At 64.1% G+C, this 17,476-nt stretch carries 12 protein-coding genes; 1 reads left to right on the top strand and 11 read right to left on the bottom strand.

The annotated features are described in order from the left end of the window. Positions 1-69: 69 nt before the first annotated feature. Genes APH41_RS14610 through tagH form a run of 11 tightly spaced genes read right to left on the bottom strand, consistent with a single transcriptional unit; the run spans position 70 to position 16,049 of the window. Positions 70-1,782, bottom strand: coding sequence for an SUMF1/EgtB/PvdO family nonheme iron enzyme (locus APH41_RS14610; protein ID WP_054919735.1), 1,713 nt, complete (start codon positions 1,780-1,782; stop codon positions 70-72). Then, a complete protein-coding gene (locus tag APH41_RS14615) occupies positions 1,775-2,959 on the bottom strand; it encodes an FtsX-like permease family protein (protein WP_054919737.1) in 1,185 nt (394 codons plus the stop codon). The genes APH41_RS14610 and APH41_RS14615 overlap by 8 nt, the downstream gene beginning before the upstream one ends. Next, entirely contained in the window at positions 2,959-3,663 is a 705-nt protein-coding gene (locus tag APH41_RS14620) for an ABC transporter ATP-binding protein (RefSeq protein ID WP_054919740.1), read from the bottom strand. The genes APH41_RS14615 and APH41_RS14620 overlap by 1 nt, the downstream gene beginning before the upstream one ends. After that, on the bottom strand, positions 3,663-6,641 hold the full coding sequence (locus APH41_RS14625) for a serine/threonine-protein kinase (RefSeq protein WP_054919743.1): 2,979 nt from the start codon (positions 6,639-6,641) through the stop codon (positions 3,663-3,665). The genes APH41_RS14620 and APH41_RS14625 overlap by 1 nt, the downstream gene beginning before the upstream one ends. Then, positions 6,638-7,357, bottom strand: a complete 720-nt coding sequence (locus tag APH41_RS14630) for a PP2C family serine/threonine-protein phosphatase (RefSeq protein ID WP_054919746.1) — start codon at positions 7,355-7,357, stop codon at positions 6,638-6,640. The genes APH41_RS14625 and APH41_RS14630 overlap by 4 nt, the downstream gene beginning before the upstream one ends. After that, on the bottom strand, positions 7,358-8,011 hold the full coding sequence (gene tagF, locus APH41_RS14635) for a type VI secretion system-associated protein TagF (protein ID WP_014720494.1): 654 nt from the start codon (positions 8,009-8,011) through the stop codon (positions 7,358-7,360). Further along, positions 8,008-11,508: a type VI secretion system membrane subunit TssM gene (gene tssM / locus APH41_RS14640; protein ID WP_054919749.1), complete on the bottom strand. Its 3,501-nt coding sequence runs from the start codon at positions 11,506-11,508 to the stop codon at positions 8,008-8,010. Before tssM ends, tagF begins: the two co-directional genes overlap by 4 nt. Further along, positions 11,505-12,794: a DotU family type VI secretion system protein gene (locus APH41_RS14645; RefSeq protein WP_054896050.1), complete on the bottom strand. Its 1,290-nt coding sequence runs from the start codon at positions 12,792-12,794 to the stop codon at positions 11,505-11,507. Before APH41_RS14645 ends, tssM begins: the two co-directional genes overlap by 4 nt. A 6-nt stretch (positions 12,795-12,800) precedes the next feature. Further along, the gene (tssK, locus tag APH41_RS14650) at positions 12,801-14,135 is read right to left on the bottom strand and encodes a type VI secretion system baseplate subunit TssK (RefSeq protein WP_019818126.1); all 1,335 of its coding nucleotides are present in this window, start codon (positions 14,133-14,135) and stop codon (positions 12,801-12,803) included. Between the two features lie 18 nt (positions 14,136-14,153). Further along, the gene (gene tssJ / locus APH41_RS14655) at positions 14,154-14,663 is read right to left on the bottom strand and encodes a type VI secretion system lipoprotein TssJ (protein WP_054919752.1); all 510 of its coding nucleotides are present in this window, start codon (positions 14,661-14,663) and stop codon (positions 14,154-14,156) included. 57 nt (positions 14,664-14,720) lie between these two features. Beyond that, complete coding sequence (gene tagH / locus APH41_RS14660; protein WP_054919755.1) at positions 14,721-16,049, bottom strand: type VI secretion system-associated FHA domain protein TagH; 1,329 nt, start codon at positions 16,047-16,049, stop codon at positions 14,721-14,723. Positions 16,050-16,442: 393 nt separating this feature from the next. Here tagH and tssA point away from each other — a divergent pair, with 393 nt between their 5' ends. Beyond that, positions 16,443-17,459, top strand: a complete 1,017-nt coding sequence (tssA, locus tag APH41_RS14665; RefSeq protein ID WP_054919757.1) for a type VI secretion system protein TssA — start codon at positions 16,443-16,445, stop codon at positions 17,457-17,459. Positions 17,460-17,476 lie beyond the last annotated feature (17 nt).

The raw sequence follows: 17,476 nt of genomic DNA on the forward strand, positions 1-17,476 counted from the left end.
TAAGTTTGACTTGCCCAGCACGGCCCACCGCCGCCTGAGTCCCTTCCAAGCTCGCTAGACAGCCAACGATCAAGACCGCTGACCGCTCGCTGCGAGCAATTCCTTCAAGATCGTTGCCGGGTCGGCCCGCTGTTGCTTGCGGTAGTTGCCAACATGGCGAACGAACAGTGTCGCGCGCGTCACCAGGCTCTTGCCGAGCACTGGCTTGCGATCCAACTCTTCCTTGATCCGTTGAAACTGCGCCTGGATCACCGCATCGGTGTAGCGCGTGCCGGTGGCCAGGTTGTCGATGTAAATCGCCACCGCGCCGTCCAACGCGCTGCGTCCATTGGTGATGGCCATGTCGAACAGCTGCGTGCTGGCCTCGTCCTTGCTGTCCACCGCCTGCTGGCGACTCTTCTGCAGGTTGGCCAGGCGGATGTTGTAGTTGCTGATGGTCTCGGCCACCAACGCCGCCGACTGGATCAAATTGCCCGCCGCTTCTTCGCGTTGCTGGGCGATCAGCGACACGTTGCGCTTGAGCTCTTCGTTGACCAGGCCCAGTTCGGCTTGCAGCTTGGGATCGACACTGGCGGCGATGATGCTGTCCAGGCGTTTGGTCGGGTCCTGGGCGTCGTCGATGGCATCGGTCAGCGCGGCCAGGCGGCCTTCCTTCTGCCACTGGGCGAACAGCTCCTTGTAGCGCGAGCGCGGCGCCGACAACGCGCCAATCGCCACGCGAAAACCGGTGGTCTCGTTGCTTTGCTCGGTGCCATCAGCGGCAAACAGCGGGTATTCGCGGCGCATGCCGGTGAACAACGTGCCCTCGCCTTCCAGGTAGTTGCCGCCCTTGACCACAAAGCCGCCGTAGGTGCCCTGGCGGCGGCCAGCGTGTACCAGTTGGAAGGATTCCTGGACCATTTCCGCGGCGTTGCCGATCACGTCGAACATGCCGATGGGGTTAGGTAATTTGGTGCCGATGGGCATCAACCGCGCTGCCTGGCCGGTGCCGCCGGCCACTTGGTTGAACACCGCGTAATCGGCCAGCGGGCCATCGCTTTCACTGCCCTCGACGCGCCGTGGATACAGCCGGCCTTCCAGGTCCTGGCGGCTCACCGCCTGGCCGCCGCGCGCGGCGTACTCCCATTCCACTTCGGTGGGCAGGCGCACAAAACCCAGGCCACCGTCTTCGGTCGACGCACCGCGCCCGCTTACCGGCAGCAGTTCGCGGTGGTATTTCATCAGCCAGGCGCTGTACACCGCCGAGAAACGCTCGGCTTCAAAGCGCGACAGTTTCACCTTGGGCAAACGCCCGGCCATGCCCGTGGGCGCATCACACGCCGGCGCCGGTTCGCCGCTGGCCAGGGACTGCGCCTGGGCCATCACCTGGGCGTATTGGCGAGCAGTCACTTCGTATTTGCCAATGAAGTACAGCATGGGCTTGAGCGGGGTCTTGGCGTCGGTCTTCGGCATCTGCGGCGCGATGACCTTGCTCCAGTCCTTGGGCAAGTCCTTGAGGGTGAACTGGCCGTTGATGAAGTCGCGGCGGTAACCGGAAATAAACGACTGCTGATAACCCGCCTCGCCTTCGGCAAAGGGGTAGCCCAGGCTGATTTCACGGTCATCCAGGGTGCCCTGGGCCAGAATGTAGGCGTAGCGGAATACCATGTTACCTTCGCAGGGCAGCGGCAGGCTCACGTCGTCCGGCAACGGCTTGGGGTTGTCGAGCTTGTCACTTGCTTCATCAGCCCAGGCCAGCGAGGCCAGGCTCAGCGCCACGCAGGCGCCCAGTAATTTATACATCTCTGATTCCTTCAGAAGCCTGGATACGGACCACCCGCCAACCACCACAGGCGGCCGCCACGGCACTGACGCCGAGCACCGCCACTAGGGCCAGGCCGTAATGGCGCGCCAACAGATGGCTGGCGTACTCGCCTGGCACCTGCACAAAAAGCTTGTTCAACGCCGCCTCAGCCAGGCCATACAGCCCAACGCTGAGCACAGCGGCAAAACCCGCGCTGTATAGCGCTTGCAGCAGCACAAACAGCAACAACGCGGCGGTGGAAAACCCCAGCAGGCGCAACACCGAGAGTTCACGGTGCTTACGCGCCACCGCCGCCAGGGTCCCCGCGAAAATCGCCGCAAACGCCCCGGCCAACGCCAACCCGGCGATGATCCAGAACACAATCGACAGGTTGCGGCTCAACGATTGCACTTGAGCGATGGTGTGCGCCTGGGTTGAAACCAACAGGTTCTGCTCGGCGAAATACACCCGCAACGGTTCCACATCACTGAGGCTGCGCGCATACAGGCGAAACGCCGGGTAGATGCGCTGTTCACTCACGCTCGCCGCTTCACCGGCCCAACCCAACGCCGGCACCGCACGGCCATCGCGGTAATCTTCCGCTGCCTCCAGCAACGCCAGATCGGCAAACAGGCCCTCGCGAGCGAAGGCCTCCAGCGGCAACACCGCCAGCACCTGCAACCGCGTGCGCTGGGCCTCGACGCGCCCCGCCACTTGCCGCGCAAAGCTGGTTTCCAGCCAATCACCGGGCCTTGCCGCGAGCTTTTCGGCGGCGGTATGGCTGAGCACGATCTGGTCCAGGCCGTGGGGCATCGGCAAGCCTGCCAACAACGGGTCGCCTGCGGCAGTCGGCAGCATTTCCAGGGTCAAGGTGTCCACCTGCGCCGTGGCCGCAATCTGCCGTGTGCGCGGCACAGCAAACGCGACATCGCTGCGCTCACCCAGCTGCGCGATAAACGCCGCGCTGAATCGACCACCGCCCAACGGGATGATTTCACGGCTGGCGGGGTCGGTCTCCAAGCGTTCGGTCAAACTGCTAACCAGTCCAAATTTCAGCCCGAATAACACCAGCAATGGCGCGATAACCGCCACCAATGCCAACACCGAACAGGCCGACAGCCACCCATCGTTGCGGTAGTCCTGCCACGCAAGCGAAGCAACCAGGCCAATGCGCATCAGCACGCCTCCCCGAGGGTTGCGGTGACGCCGCCGTCTGGGTCGCCCTGGCAACTGATACGCCGCACCTGCAAGCCACTGGCGCGAGCCAGCGGTTCATCATGGGTGGCGATCACGCAGGCCGTACGGTGTTCGCGGGCCTGGGCCAGCAGCGCCTGCATCACGCGCTCGGCGTTGAGCGGGTCCAGAGAAGCCGTCGGCTCATCGGCCAGCACCAGTTGCGGCCCGTGGGCCAGAGCCCGCGCACAGCTGACCCGCTGGCGTTGGCCCACCGACAACGCCGCCGGGCGCTTGGCCAACTGATCGCTGATCTGCAACTGCTCAGCCAGGCGCGCCACGCGGCCGTCGTCCTGCAAGCCCAGCAGTTGGCGCGACAGCGCGATATTGCCGCGCACATCCAGAAACCCCAGCAACCCCCCGGTCTGCGGCACATAGCCCAAGTGCTGGCTGCGTAACGCGGCCAGCGCCGATTGCCGGTCGGCACGCCACAGCGCGCCGACGTCGTGTTGGTTGAATGCAAACTGCCCCACCTGATCCGGCGCCAACACCAGCGCCAGCAGGTCGAGCAAGGTGCTCTTGCCGCAACCACTGGGGCCGACAATTGCCAGTTGTTCACCCGCGCCCAGCTGCAACGCAGGGATCACCAGGCTGTAGCGCTGGCTACCGACGCCCCGGCTCTTGTGCACCGCGCTCAGGTTCAACATTACGGCAGCGTCGACAGCGGCACGCGATACAACGCATCGCCAGGTTCGGCATCGCCGAAACGGACCCAGTTGGCCACGTCGTTATGGAAGGTTTCATACAGACGGATTTTCGAATCCAGCTCGTCGATAAAGTCTTCCTGCTCGGCCACGCTCAATGACAACCACAGGTCCTGGGTCATGTTCAGCGACTTGCTGCGGTACGGCAGGCCCTCCAGGTATTCACCGAGCAGGCCGCCGTCAGCCAGGTTGCCGCCCTTGCGCAGGGCCTGCGGGTCGCGGCTCATATAGGCCGAGGCGCTGGCGATTTCCTGGAAGAAATCCTTGGGCGAGCTTTGTGTTTTGCGCGCCGCATCCACGATCAACTTCAACGATTGTTGCAGGTCGTTGAGTTGCAGCTTGGTCAACATCACGCACACCTGGAACGCTGGCAGCGCCGGGTTGGTCAGGTCACGATCAGCGGTCCAGGCGCTGACCAATTGCGGTGCCTGGCTCGCGGTCTTGCGCCCGAGAAAGTCCATGTGCATGGCATAGCCGACGGCGGCGGACTTGTCCGCCAGGCTCGGCGCGGCAGTGAGCAACGGCACGGGCTGCGGCGTATTGCTGCGCACCTGATGCACCAGGTTGGCGAACACCGTGCCGATCTCATCGACGCGCTCACCCAGCTTGTGCACATCGCCCCCTGGCACCGGCGTGTACAGGTCGCCGATCTGCGGGTTGGCGTCGGCGGTGAGGACGCGATACTGGCTCTCGGCGCCGGCATGGGTTTTCTTGCCGGCATCGGTGCGCAGGTGCAGCGCATAGATTTTGATCTGCTTACCCAGCGCCGCCTGGCGCACTTCGGCTTCGTTCATCTGGGTGGCGGCGAACGGGTCGTTCTTGCGCAGCGCGCCGGCATCAGAAACCAGCAGGATGATGCGCCCGCCGTAGCCGGACCAATCCATGCCGTCCACTGCCTGCATCACCCCGGCAAACGCATCTTCGTTGAACGAGTGGCTGGACACCGTCGATGCTTTGACCTGGCGCGCCATATCCAGAAAGCGCTGCGGGTCGCGGCCTTGGTCGAGGCTGATCAGGGTCTTGGCGACATACTCAAGGCCCGGGGTTTTCTGGATGCTGCTGCGAAAGCCGACCATGCCGAAGCTGACGCTGTCCAACTCGCCACGCTCGGCAATGCGGGTTTGCAGCTCGTGCACCACGTCGCGAATCTGGTCGATGTAGGGCTGCATCGACACGGTGGTGTCCACCACCAGCACCACCGCCGTGCGGAACGCGTCGGCATTGGCGCTGAGCGTCGGGCTGGCCGGTTTGGCAGCGGCGCGGCTGCCTGGGTCGATGGAGGCCACGTTGAGCAACTGCACCGGCTGGCCGTTGTCGTCGAAGCTCTCCTTGGATTCGAAGATCGGCAACAGGTAGAACTGGTTCTGCGGCACCGCGCTGGCGGTGGGTTCCAGGGCCAGGACTTGCTGGTTGTCTTCTCGGTTGTTCTGCGCCTTGGCCAAGGCGCTTTTCGCTGCAGCAGGGTCAGCCAGTAGTTTTTCCACCTCACCGGGCTGGCGCAGGAACATCACGGGCGCCCGGCCTGAGCGCTCGGTGAACTTGAGCACCAGGCTTTGTTTCCAGTCGCTGACCTGGGAGGCCGGCAGCCAACCGTCGCTGCGACCATCGGTAGCGGCGCCGACGCGCACCCACGGGCTGCCATCGACTTCTTTGCGCTGATACACGTAGAGCACGGAAAACGCCGGCAGCGCTTTACCCGGCGGGCTCCCAGCGTCCGCTGAAAGCTGGGCGCCGGGTTTGCTGAGTACACGCTGGAACAAGGTTTTCTTGCCTGCCATCAGCAACGGGCGCTGACCGCCATCCACTTCAGCGACAGCCACGGGCGGCGTCACCTTGGGCACCACGGCGGCTGGCGGCTTGGCCGGTTCATCGCCGCCGTTCAACCACCAGTAGCTGGCGCCGCCAATGGCCAACGCGACGGCGACCGCCACAGCGGCCAAGGCCAATACCGGCCCACGGCGCTGCTCGGACGGAGCATTGTGCTGCGTCGGCGTGACCACCGGTTGACGCACTATTGGCTGCGGCTGCGGTTTATCCGTCGGAATGTCGATGGTGACAGGCGTGATGCCCGCCAGATCAACGCTCAATGGAATCGGCAGCGGCCGTACCAGCGTGGCATCCGATTCATCAGCCGGCAGTTGATCCAGCGCCAACAACAACGCTGCCGCATCCGGATAACGCTCCGCCGGGTCCTTGGCCAACAACTTGCGCAGCACACCCTGGTAGCGCCCGTGATGCACCGGCAATTCCGGCAAGGGTTCAGTCAAATGCGCCAGAGCGGTGGAAAGCGCATCGGTGCCGTTGTAAGGCAGCTTGCCGACGAGGATTTCATACAGCACCACGCCCAGCGCGTAGAGGTCGGCGCGGCCATCGATCTCCTGACCCCGCGCCTGCTCGGGGCTCATGTAGCTCGGCGTGCCCACGGCAAACCCTGCCTGGGTGAATTGGGTGCGATCGTCCAGCGACTTGGCAATCCCGAAGTCCGACAGCACTGCCGTGCCATCGGCGCGAAACAGAATGTTCGCCGGCTTGACGTCACGGTGCACCAGCCCTTGGGCATGGGCATAGCCCAGGGCCGAGGCAATCTGGCGGATGAGCGTCACGCCCTGCTCCGGGGTCAGCCCAGCAGCAATGCGCTCCTTGAGCGTGCCATTGGGCAGGTATTCCATGGCCATGTAATACAGCTCACCGACGTTGCCGATGTCATGGATGGTCACCGTGTGCGGGTGTGACAAACGCGCCAGCGTCTTGCCCTCGCGCAGGAAGCGTTCGCAGAAACTCGGGTCGGCCGCCAGCGCTGCCGCCATCACCTTCAACGCCACCTTGCGCTCCAGCGAGCGCTGGGTCGCCAGGTACACGCTGGCCATGGCGCCTTCGCCAATCTCGCCTTCGATGTCATAACCCGGGATGACGATGTTCATGACGAGACCTTCACGACGAGGGTGGTGATGTTGTCTGGTGCGCCGCGATTGAGCCCCAAGTGCACCAGGCTGCGCACGATTTCATCCGGCGCGTCATGGCTGAGCACGTCGCGGATTTCATGGTCTTCGACGGTCTTGTTGAGGCCATCACTGCACAGCAAATAGCTGTCGCCGGGAGCGATCAACAGGTCCACCGAGGCGACGTTCAACTGGGCCTCAACGCCAATGGCGCGGGTGACGATATTGGAGCGCGGGTGGGTGCGGGCGTCGGCTTCGCTGAGCAGGCCGCTGTCTTGCAGGTCTTGTACGTAGCTGTGGTCGCGGGAAATGCTTTCCAGCACGCCGTCGCGCAAGCGATACAGGCGACTGTCGCCGGCCCACAGGCACACCCCGCGCAAGCCGCGTGCGGCGAACACCACCACGGTGCTGCCCATCATGGTCACGCCACGGTTGGCGGTTTCTTCGCGCACGGCCGCGTTGATGCGCAGCAGGTCATTGCGCAGCGCCGCCGAGTATTCGTCCAGGGAGCGGCCCAGCGGCACATGGCGCAGGCTGTCGACGATCAAGCTGCTGACATAGTCCCCCGCCGCGTGCCCGCCCATACCATCGGCCACCACCCACAAGCGGTTTTCCGGCAGGTCCAGAAAGGCATCTTCGTTGACTTGGCGAACCATGCCCACATGGCTTTTGCTCGCGGATTCGTACGTCACGCCCATCTACACCACACCTTCTTGTCCGAGCAAAAACTGCGCAAAATCGCTGGCGGCAGGCAGGCCCTGGCACCGTAATAAACCGGGGGAGATACGCTGCGAACCTCGCCCCCACCACAGGCTTGCGCCCTCGCACGCCTGTTCGGCCAGTGCGGTCATACGCTGGTGCGGCACGGTGGCTGCCACCCTTTGCAGGCCGGCGAAACGGCTGTCCACCGCCCGCGGCTCGCTGGCCGGCACGCCCAACTCGTCGAGCCCGGCGTTGAAGCTTTCGAAGGTCGCGCCGCTGTCGAGGGTGCTGAGCAACAAGGTTTCAGCCTGCTCGAACCAGGCGTCAGAACCGCCCACCAGCGACGCCGGGTTGGTGTCGTGATCCAGCAAGGTCACCACCGCCAGCGGAAAATACCGCCCGACCCGGTCAATGCTCGGCATCACCACGCCCGCCGCCGCATCCGGCCCGCACACGCCCGGCGCCAGCACAAAGCGCCACAACGGGCTGACCAGGTACGCATTCAGCCAGTCAGCGCCGAGGCTGTTCTGGCTGGCGAGCAAACCCGCTGCCAGCCAGCTGTCCCACGGGCCGATAAAGCTCTGGGGCAAGGCGCGGCTGACGAAGTCCCCGCGGCTGGCCAACTTGCCGTAGAAACCCAGGGCCGTCATAGCCGCTCCGGCAGGCTGAAGCCGCTGAGCACGCGGCTCTTGAACGGGTTGAACGCACTGTTGGCGCGCAACTCGTAGGCGATGCTCGCGCCATCGACCCGCAGGCGCAGGTTGAAACGGTCCGGCGAGTTGCCTGCCGTGAGGTCTGATTGCTCCAGCAGACGGAACCAGGCCCACGGGCCGTCCAGGGTGATACCGGAGCGACCACTGGCCGACGGCGGCATGATGGAAATACGCACCACGCCAATGCTGCCGGGGTTCGGCCATTGCATCGCTACCGGCCGGCTCGGGCCGTGGTCGTAGCTCAACTGCTGGCCGTCCAGGTCAAGCAGGAACTGGGTGATGGTAGGGTCCATCGACACCGGCTTGAGTTCGAAACGCACGATGGGTTGGGTGCCACCGGAGCGGAAGAACGCGTCCCGAATCGTCGCCGCACGCTGGAAGGTTTGCAGCACGCCAGGAGCAATCCCCAGCTTCTGCGCCGCCCCCGGTTGCCAGCGCCAGGTCTGTGCCGACGTGTCCACATAGGGCTGCAGGTATTTGCGGAAGTAGTTGTCCATCACCCCGCCCACACCGAAAAACTGGCCGAAGTCATCCAGGGTGGCGTCCCGCGCACTGCCCGGCGACATCGGGTAACGCCCGGCCAACGACTGGCGATACACGTTGACCACTTCACTGACCCAGGCCGCGTTCAGCTGGTTACGCACCCCGCCCATCATGCTGTTGGTGGTGGAATTGACCACTGACTTGACCATGCCCTGCACCAGCGGCGGCTGACGCTCGGCGTTCAGGCTAACCCGCGTGGCGGCAGCCGCCGCCTGGTTCTTGGCCTCACCGAGCAAGGCATCGCCGCTGGCACCGACCATGGCGCTGACCTGCACATACAGTGCATTCATGTCCGACAGCAGGCCGTCGATGGCCGCCGGTTCACCTTCGTTTTTGCTGACGATGCTGTTGAGTTCGGCAAAGTGCGCGGTCACCGGATCATCCGCCGGTGCCGGTGCATTCGCCGTCGGTTGCGCATCGCCCAGCAAACTGCCGAGGCGTTCCTTGAGCTTGTCCACGCCGCCTTCCACCGGCACGCCTTTGGCGGCCAGTTGGCGTTCTTCGGCTTGCAAGTCGGTTTCCCTGGCAACCGCCACCAGCAGCTTTTTCAGCGGCGAGGTGGGACCGGAAATCACCCGCAGCACATCGGCGGCCTGGGCCACGCTGGTGATCGGCACAAAGTCGATGTCGGCGAGCAACGCGTCCCACTGGCGCTGGTAATCCTGGAAGTACAAGCGGCGCACGTCGGCGGCCAGGCTCACCACGTTCTGCTGGTCGGCCTGTTCATGGCCCAGCACCCATTGCTCTTCGGCCAGGGTGCCGGTCTGGTTCAAGCTGCTGAGCAAGAACGCCTGGCGATAGCCCTTGGCGGTAAAGAAACCACTCAACGGCTCACCCAACGGCTTGCCGCTCTTGCGGCTGAACACTAGCGCGGCATCGCGACCGGCGGCTTCGTTGAGGCGAAAGTCCGGGATACCTTCGGGCAGTTTCTGGCGCTTGACGCGGTCGTACACGCGCTGGGCTACCGGCAATTGCTGCAACTGCCGACGCAAATCGTCGATCAGCCGTGGGTCCAGGCGTGCGCTCGGCGGGTGGCGTTCGAACAGCGCCTGCAAGTGCCCGGCCAGGGCCTGACGCTGGTCGGCCGGCAGGTCGCGGGGCAGGTTGCGGTCCCAGTCCAGGGCGATCCAGGCCTTGATGAAGTCGGGGTCGTAATGCTCGGTGTCGGCGAGCATCAGGTAAGCCTTGAGGCCCTCGTAGAGAAAGTCCGAGTTACCGCCGCCGTGCAGTTGCTCTTCGATACGCGTCACCAGGCGTGGCGCGAACACGGCGATCAACAGTTTGCGGTACACGCTGGCGGACTCGGCTTCGAGCATATCGCCCTGGTACAGCCCCAGCCCTTCGGACCAGCTCGGCGAATCCCCCGCCAGGTTCTTCACCGCATTGAGCAACGGCAGCACGGCGAGCACTTCCCGTTGTGCCGGACTCAGGTTCTGTACGGTCTGGCCCAGGGGCGCGACCTTCTGATCGACCTGGGCGATATACGCCTGGTTGGCTCGATAGCTCACCCACCACAGGCTGCTGACCACCACCACCAGCGCGACGGTGGCCGCCAGTACGCCACGGGCGATCCACTTGCGGCGCCGCTCGACTTTCGGGTTCACCCCCACCAGGCCGCGCTCGGCAAAGGCCACGGCGGTGAAAAGTTTTTCGATGAAGTAACTGCGCCCGGTGCCGCTCTGGCGCGCCAGGTGCTGGCGGTCCAGGTTCATACTCTGGGCCATGGCACCGATCAGGCGGTCAATCGGGCTGCCTTCCTGGGTGCCGCTGGTGAAGTACACGCCACGCAGCAACACGCGCTCTTCAAAGGCGTTGGGTTTGAACACGCCTTCGAGGAAGCTTTGCAGGCAATCTTTCAGCGCGCCGAACTGCTGCGGGAAGCCGTAGATCAGGTCGCGTCGTGCCGGGTCGCGTTCCTGCTGCAAGCGCTCGACCAGGCGTTCGTTGAGACGCTGCTCCAGGCCCGCGAATTCGCTTTGCAGGTGCGCCAGCGGGCTGTCGCTGTTTTTGCCGTCGTCCAGGGCAAAGGTCATGCCCCACACCTGGGCGCGCTCTTCCTTGCTCAGGTTGTCGAAGAACTCCATGAAGCCCGGCACCAGGTCGAGCTTGGTGAGCATCAGGTAGATGGGGAAACGCACGCCCAGCTGCGTATACAGCTCCTGGATGCGCAGGCGAATCGCGGCGGCATGGGCTGCGCGCTCGGCGTCGGTGCCCAGCAGCAGATCCGAGAGGCTGATGGCGATAAACGCCCCGTCGATCGGCCGGCGGGAACGCTGCTTTTTCAGCAAGTCGAGAAAGCCCAGCCAGGCGGCTTTGTCCACCGTGGAGTTGCTGTCCTGGGTGGTATAGCGGCCAGCGGTGTCGAGCAATACGGCCTGGTCGGTAAACCACCAGTCGCAGTTGCGCGTACCACCCACGCCCCGCACCGCACCGGCGCCCAATTGCGCCGCCAGCGGGAAATGCAGCCCGGAATTGACCAGCGCGGTAGTCTTGCCCGAGCCCGGCGGGCCGATGATCACGTACCACGGCAACTCGTAGAGGTTGCGGCGCTCATCGCCGCCCAGCTTGGCCTTTTTCAGCAGTGCCAGGGCTTCGTCCATGCGCTGGCGCAGCGTGGACAGCTCTTCGGCGGTCGCAACGCTGTTGGGGTCGACCGGGGTTTCTGCGGCCAGGCTGCGCATCACTTCGGCGGCTTGGCGACGGGCCTGGATAATGCGGAACACGCGGTAGGCCACCCACAGCGCAAACACCAGCACGATCAGCGCCCAACGGCGCCCTTCGGGCACCAGCACGTCCAGCAGCGGGCCAACAAACCAGATGATCAGGCTCAGGGCAATCAGGCCCAGCACGGGGATCACCCAGCGAATCATGAAACTGAAAAACGCCTTCACTCGACGCCCTCCGCCAATACGGTGATTTCAACCCGACGATTGCGGGCACGGCCTTCGGCAGTACTGTTGGTGGCCAACGGCTCGGTGTCGCTGCGGCCTTCGGCGCTGAAGCGTTCGGCCTGGCCGGTCTTGGCCGCGAGAATCTCCAGCACCGACTTGGCCCGGGCTTCGGACAACGCCCAGTTGGACGGGAAGCGCAACGTGGCAATCGGGCGGTTGTCGCTGTGCCCGGTGACACGCACCTGGCCCTTGACCTTGCGAATGGCGTCAGCGATGCGCAGCATCAGCGGCTGGTAGTCATCGACGATGCTGGAGCTGGCCGAGGCGAACAGCTCATCGCCACGAATGGTCACCACAGAGCGGTCAACCTTGTCTTCCACCGCCACGCGGCCGGCCTTGATGTCATCGGCCAGGAACCCGGCCAGGCGTGGGCGCTCAATCACTTTGGGCTGCGCCACCGGACGGTCGATGGCCTGCACCGGGATCTCGCCCAGGGCATGAATATTCTTGAACACCGGCTCGGCGTCCGAGGCCAGCTTCATGCGCAGGCCGAACAGCAACGCCAACAGCAGCGCCAAGCCAATCGCCACGGCAATCCATGGCGGCATGAATTGCGCCAGGCGATCACGGGCCACGGTCACACCGCGCCAGTGCGGCGACAGCTCACGCTCGTGCTCGCCACGGGCGCTGCGTATCGCTGCGGCGGTGCGTTCACGCAAGGCTTCCAACTGGCTGCGCCCGTCGGTCATCACCCGGTAACGCCCTTCAAAACCCAGGCACATGCACAGGTACAACAGCTCCAGCAGGTACAGGCGTTCCCGTGGGCTTTGCAGACAGTGGTCAAGCAACTGGAAAACCTTTTCGCCCCCCCAGGCTTCGTTGTGCACGGTGATCAGCAGGCTCTGCTTACCCCAGTCACTGGTGCTGCCCCACGGCGTGCTCAGCACCGCTTCATCCAAGGCAGTGCACAGCGCGTAACGGGCCAACAGCACTTCATTGCGTGCCACACCGGCGGCTTCGGCGCGTTCTTCGAACTGGCGCAGGTACGCCAGCAACTGCGCGCGCAGGCTGGCCGGCGCGGGATGGGCGATGGTGTTGCGCAACCGCGTCAACAACGCCAGCAACGGGCCGGCGGCACTTTCGAGCGGGTTGAGGCCCTGGCTCTTGCCGGTGAGGATCGGCGCAGCCGGCATCGACAGCGGCGCAGGTTCGGCACGCGCGGGTGCAGGTTCTCGGCCACCCGGGCGCGGCATGAACTGGGTGCGGTCATCATCATTGGGATGCATCGCCAATTATCCTCGGATCGCCCAGAAGGCCAGGTTCAAGCCCGGGAACTGCCCGGCGATATGGAAGGCGAAACCGCCGGAATTATTCAGCTGCTGCCAGTGCTCGCTGCCACGGTCCAGCTCGTAGTAGGTGCTGCCGGCGTGGTAAGGCAATTGGCGCGGCGCCACCGGCAACGGCAGCAGGCCGATGCCCGGCAGTTGCAGGTTGACCATGTCGCGAATGTGCTCCACCGAGCCGACCTTGCTCTGCTGGCCGAAACGCGCACGCAGGGTTTCGCCGGGCACATCGGCGCGTACCACAAGGATGAAACTGGCGTTGTCGAGCAGGGTCTTGTCGGCCAGCATCGCCACATGGATGCCGTAGGCTTTCTCCACAATCGGGATCGGCGTGGCCTTGCTGTCGATGAGCATCGACAGCGCCTCACGCAGGGCCGCCATCACCGGCATGAAGCTCAGGGCCAAGTCATCGTGCTGGTACTGCGGGTATTCGTGGGGGCGACGGCTGGAGGTTGAGAAGGTGGAAAATTCACCGGCCAGGCTGACCAGTTCGCTGAAGAAGCGCTCCGGGTGCAACGGGCTCAACTGGCTGAAGTGCTGGATCAGCGGCTGGGCGCGGTTGACCAGTTGCAGCAGCATGAAGTCGGCGATCTCCGAGGCCCCCCCGGCACCCGAGGCCACCACGCGGCCGGCCAGGGCTTCGCCACGCTGGTGCAACAGGCCCAGCAGTTCGCTGCGAAAGGCCGTCAGCGGTTTGCTCGCGGCCACGTCCAGCACGGGCGGGATGTAAGTGTCATCGAGCACCAACGCACGGTCGGCACGCTTTTCCTTGATGCGTACCAGGCCGATGGCCGCGTAGTCGCTGATGCCGTCCTGCGCCGTCAGCAGGCGCAACGCCCGCGACCCCACGGCCACCGGTGCACGGTTTTCGAACGGGGCGTTGTCGTCGCGCACTTCACGCACCTGGCTCACGTAGCGCGCGGCTTCCAGGGCCTCGCCCTCGTCCACCGTGTCACGGGCGCCGGCACGCTTGAGCGGCAGGGCCAGGTAGACCAGGCCGTCGCGCAGGTTGTCGTCGATATTCAACGGGCTCGGCGCCAGGTCGTCCTGGGGAATATTGAACGGCGTGCCATCGGGCAACAGGCCGCGGGCCGACACGATCGCCAGCTTGCCCTGGGCCAGCAGGCCCTGGTCGATCAGCAGCTCGGAGAACCCCCAGGCACCCGCCGACAACGGGCGGCTGCGGGCATCGATCAGGTTTTCCAGGTAACGGTCATGCTGCTGGAAGTGCTGCGTTCCGATGAACATGCCTTCCGACCAGACCACGCGATTGTTCCAGGACATGGGGGCTCCGATTGCTTGTTATTGGGCTGGGCTGGATGGGGAAGCCACGACGTCGGCGCGCACGGCATGCACGTCGAGGCTGATCTGGTATTCGCTGTGTTGGCGCGGCGGCACGTTGATGACCGTGCGCCATTGCGCACGGTCCAACTCGCGGTAGCCCACCAGCAAGCCGATCTGGCGCGTGGACGGGTCGAGATCGCGCTGCAGGCTCAGTTGTTGGCCGGGCTGCACCATCACTTCGTCCTGGTCCAGCAGGTCGAGGCCGAGGGTGGATTGCGCACGGTCAGCCAGGGCGAAGTAATCGGAGCGTGAAAAGGTCGCGGCGTTTTTCAATTCGAAAATGCGCACCCGCACCGGCGCGGCCTGGCCGTTGGCACCGGGGTTAAGCCCGGCAATCGCGTGAAAATGCAGCTCAACGGCGGCCGTGTCAGCTTCGGCCTCGGCAGCCGCCTGGGGTTTGGCAGTGTCGTTGGCACACGCCGTCAGCAGCAGCACGGTAGCGGCTGCGAGTAAAAACCTGGGAATCATCCTGCGTCCTCAATGACGTATTTAGCTATCCGTTTTATCCATTGGTGCGAGGCGTTTTCAGCGTCGCTGTCGTGCACTGTGTTCTTCGTAGGCCCGGCTGAATTCACGACCGAACAAGTCCTGGAAATCGTCCTGGGCCTCGCGGGAAATGTTGCTGTAGAGCTCGGTGAACTGCTGCCAGTACTGGGCCTGGCGCGAACCATTGAAGAGACTGGAGAGGCCGCCGGGCTTGCCCATGCGCTCCTCCAGCTGCGCCGGTTCAAAGCGCGTGAGCAAGTGCTTGATCGCCGCTTCCACGCCAGCCATCACGGCCAACTGGTGGGCGCGCAGGTCGTCGAAACTGTCACGTACGGCAAGGTCCGGCGCCATGAACGCCTGGTTGCCATGACGCAGCAACAGCAGTAACGCTTCATCGGCATTCGGGGCGAATTTCAATGGGTTGTTTTCGGCGGGGCGGATCATTGTCTGCTGCATGCGGAACTCGCCCTTGAGGCTGGCACGGGCGCGCAATACGTCGATCAGGCCCTCGACCATCAGCCGGTAGCTGCGGCCGATGCTTTCCATCTGCGCGCAGGCGTCGGCTTTGTCCAGGCGCAACTGGTCCAGGCCCGCACCGCGCAGGAAGGCTTGCAGGAGGTCCGGTGGTGGCTCGGCATTGGCCACGGGGAGCGCAACAGGCTCGACCACGGGCGGCGGCGGGAGGATCGGTGCTGGGGCGGGCGCAGCATTGACGACGGGTGCGGGCGCGTCGCTGAACAGGTCCCAGTCTTCGGGAATCACCGAGCCTTGCACCAATGGCTTTTCGGGCGCCGGTACGGCCACTGGAGCCGGGGGGCGAAAATCGTGTTGCTCGGACGGCACATGGTCCGCCACGGTGGGCGGCGGCACGGCGGTGGGGCTGAGGAAGTCGAACAGGTCTGGCAAGGTTTCCATAGCCGAGGCGCCCTGGAACTGCGGCGCGATCATCGGTGTGGGCGCAGGTTGGCTCGCCACGGCGCCCATCAGCGCTTCAAAGCTGTTGGGTGAGTCACCGGCAAATGGCTGGCTGTCGATGGCCTGCACGTTGAAGTCGATACGCGCCTGGATTTCGTAATCGCCGATGCGGATCAACTCACCATCTTGCAACGGCTCGCTGTTACCCCGACGCATACGAATACCCGCCTTGACCAACTCCACACCATTGGTGCTGTTATCGGTCAAGTAATAACGGCCATCTTTGTATTGAATAACGCAATGTTGCGAAGAGACGAGACGCTCAGGGTCGGGCAATACCCAGTCATTGTCAGAACTGCGGCCAATAGCCATCACGCCCTGATCCATGGACTTTTCGGGGCATTGCCCAGGGGTGATCTTGTGATAACTAGTGATAGTCAAACACAGCGACATCTTGCCTCCTTGCTGATACATCGCGCGCAGTCTACCCAGGAGGCAGCACCGCCCTGGAGAGTCCCGTCCTGTCGTACAAACGACCGCCAAAATCTGCTTTTACCAGCATGATCGCTGATCTTAACTGGCTTCCATGACAAAAATCCGCTCTGGGCGCGCCTTTCGACTCGCCAGTCGCGCAGGTTGTTAAACACCGCACATCTGTCACAGAGGGCGAATAGCTTACCTTGACAAGCCATAAGTACTACACCAAAAATGCACAACTTCTTGAACATCAGTGATGGCACAGTAGTGGCGCGCTGAGTGTATGACCAAGAAAACATGCAAAGTTCATTACGCAACTAGTGCATGAATTGCCCGCCATCCAGCGGGCCGATAAGGAGATCGAATTCAGTGGATGTGCCGTTGCTGCTCACCGCCGTTTCCGCGACGTCGCCTTGTGGCGAGGACATGGAATATGACGCGCAATTTCTGCAATTGGAACGTGATGCCAAGGGCCAACCCGAACGCAGCATGGGCGACTCGATCCTGCCCGCTGAGCCGCCCGAGTGGCGCAGCATCCAGCAGCAAAGCCTCGACCTGTTGCAGCGCAGCAAAGACCTGCGCATCACCCACTTTCTGCTGCAAAGCACCCTCGCCCTCCAGGGTGTGGCCGGGCTGGCCGAAGTCCTCACGCTGATCGACGCCTTGCTGCGCCAATACTGGGCCGATCTGCACCCGCGCCTGGATGCCGACGATGACAACGACCCCACCGTGCGCATCAACGCCCTTACCGGCCTGACCTGCGAAACCAATATTCGGCTGCTGCGCGAAAGCATCCTGACACGCTCGCGCACCTTCGGGCCCGTGAGCCTGCGCGCCGCGCTCAACGCCAGCGGCCTGCAGAGTTTTGCCGATGAGCAGTTGGGCAACCAGCAACTCAACGCCGCGTTCCTGGACAGCGACCCCGAACAACTGCAAGCCACCCGCGACGCCTTGAGCGCGGCGCGCACGGCGTGCGAGGCCATTGAGCAACAGGTCAATGACCAAGTCGGTTCCGCCCAGGGCGTGGACCTCAGCGCCTTGAAGCAGCCGCTCAAACAGGCCCTGCAACTTCTCAATCAAGCGGTGCCAGGCACCGACAGCAGCAGCGATCCCGAGGCCGTCAGTGAAGACAATGCCCCCTCGGTCGACGCCGCCGCGCCCGCAGCCCCTCGCCCGACGGGCGACATCGCCACCCGCGACGATGTGCTGCGCAGCCTCGACAAAATCCTTGCGTACTACACCCGCCACGAGCCTTCGAGCCCGCTGCCGGTGCTGTTGAACCGAGCCAAGAATCTGGTACATGCCGACTTTGCGGCCATCGTTCGCAATCTGATTCCCGATGGCATGTCCCAATTTGAAAACCTGCGCGGCCCCGACAGCGAGTAAGCCGCCGGACCGTGCAG

This window comes from Pseudomonas sp. NBRC 111138 (genome assembly GCF_001320835.1).
GTDB lineage: Bacteria > Pseudomonadota > Gammaproteobacteria > Pseudomonadales > Pseudomonadaceae > Aquipseudomonas > Aquipseudomonas paracarnis.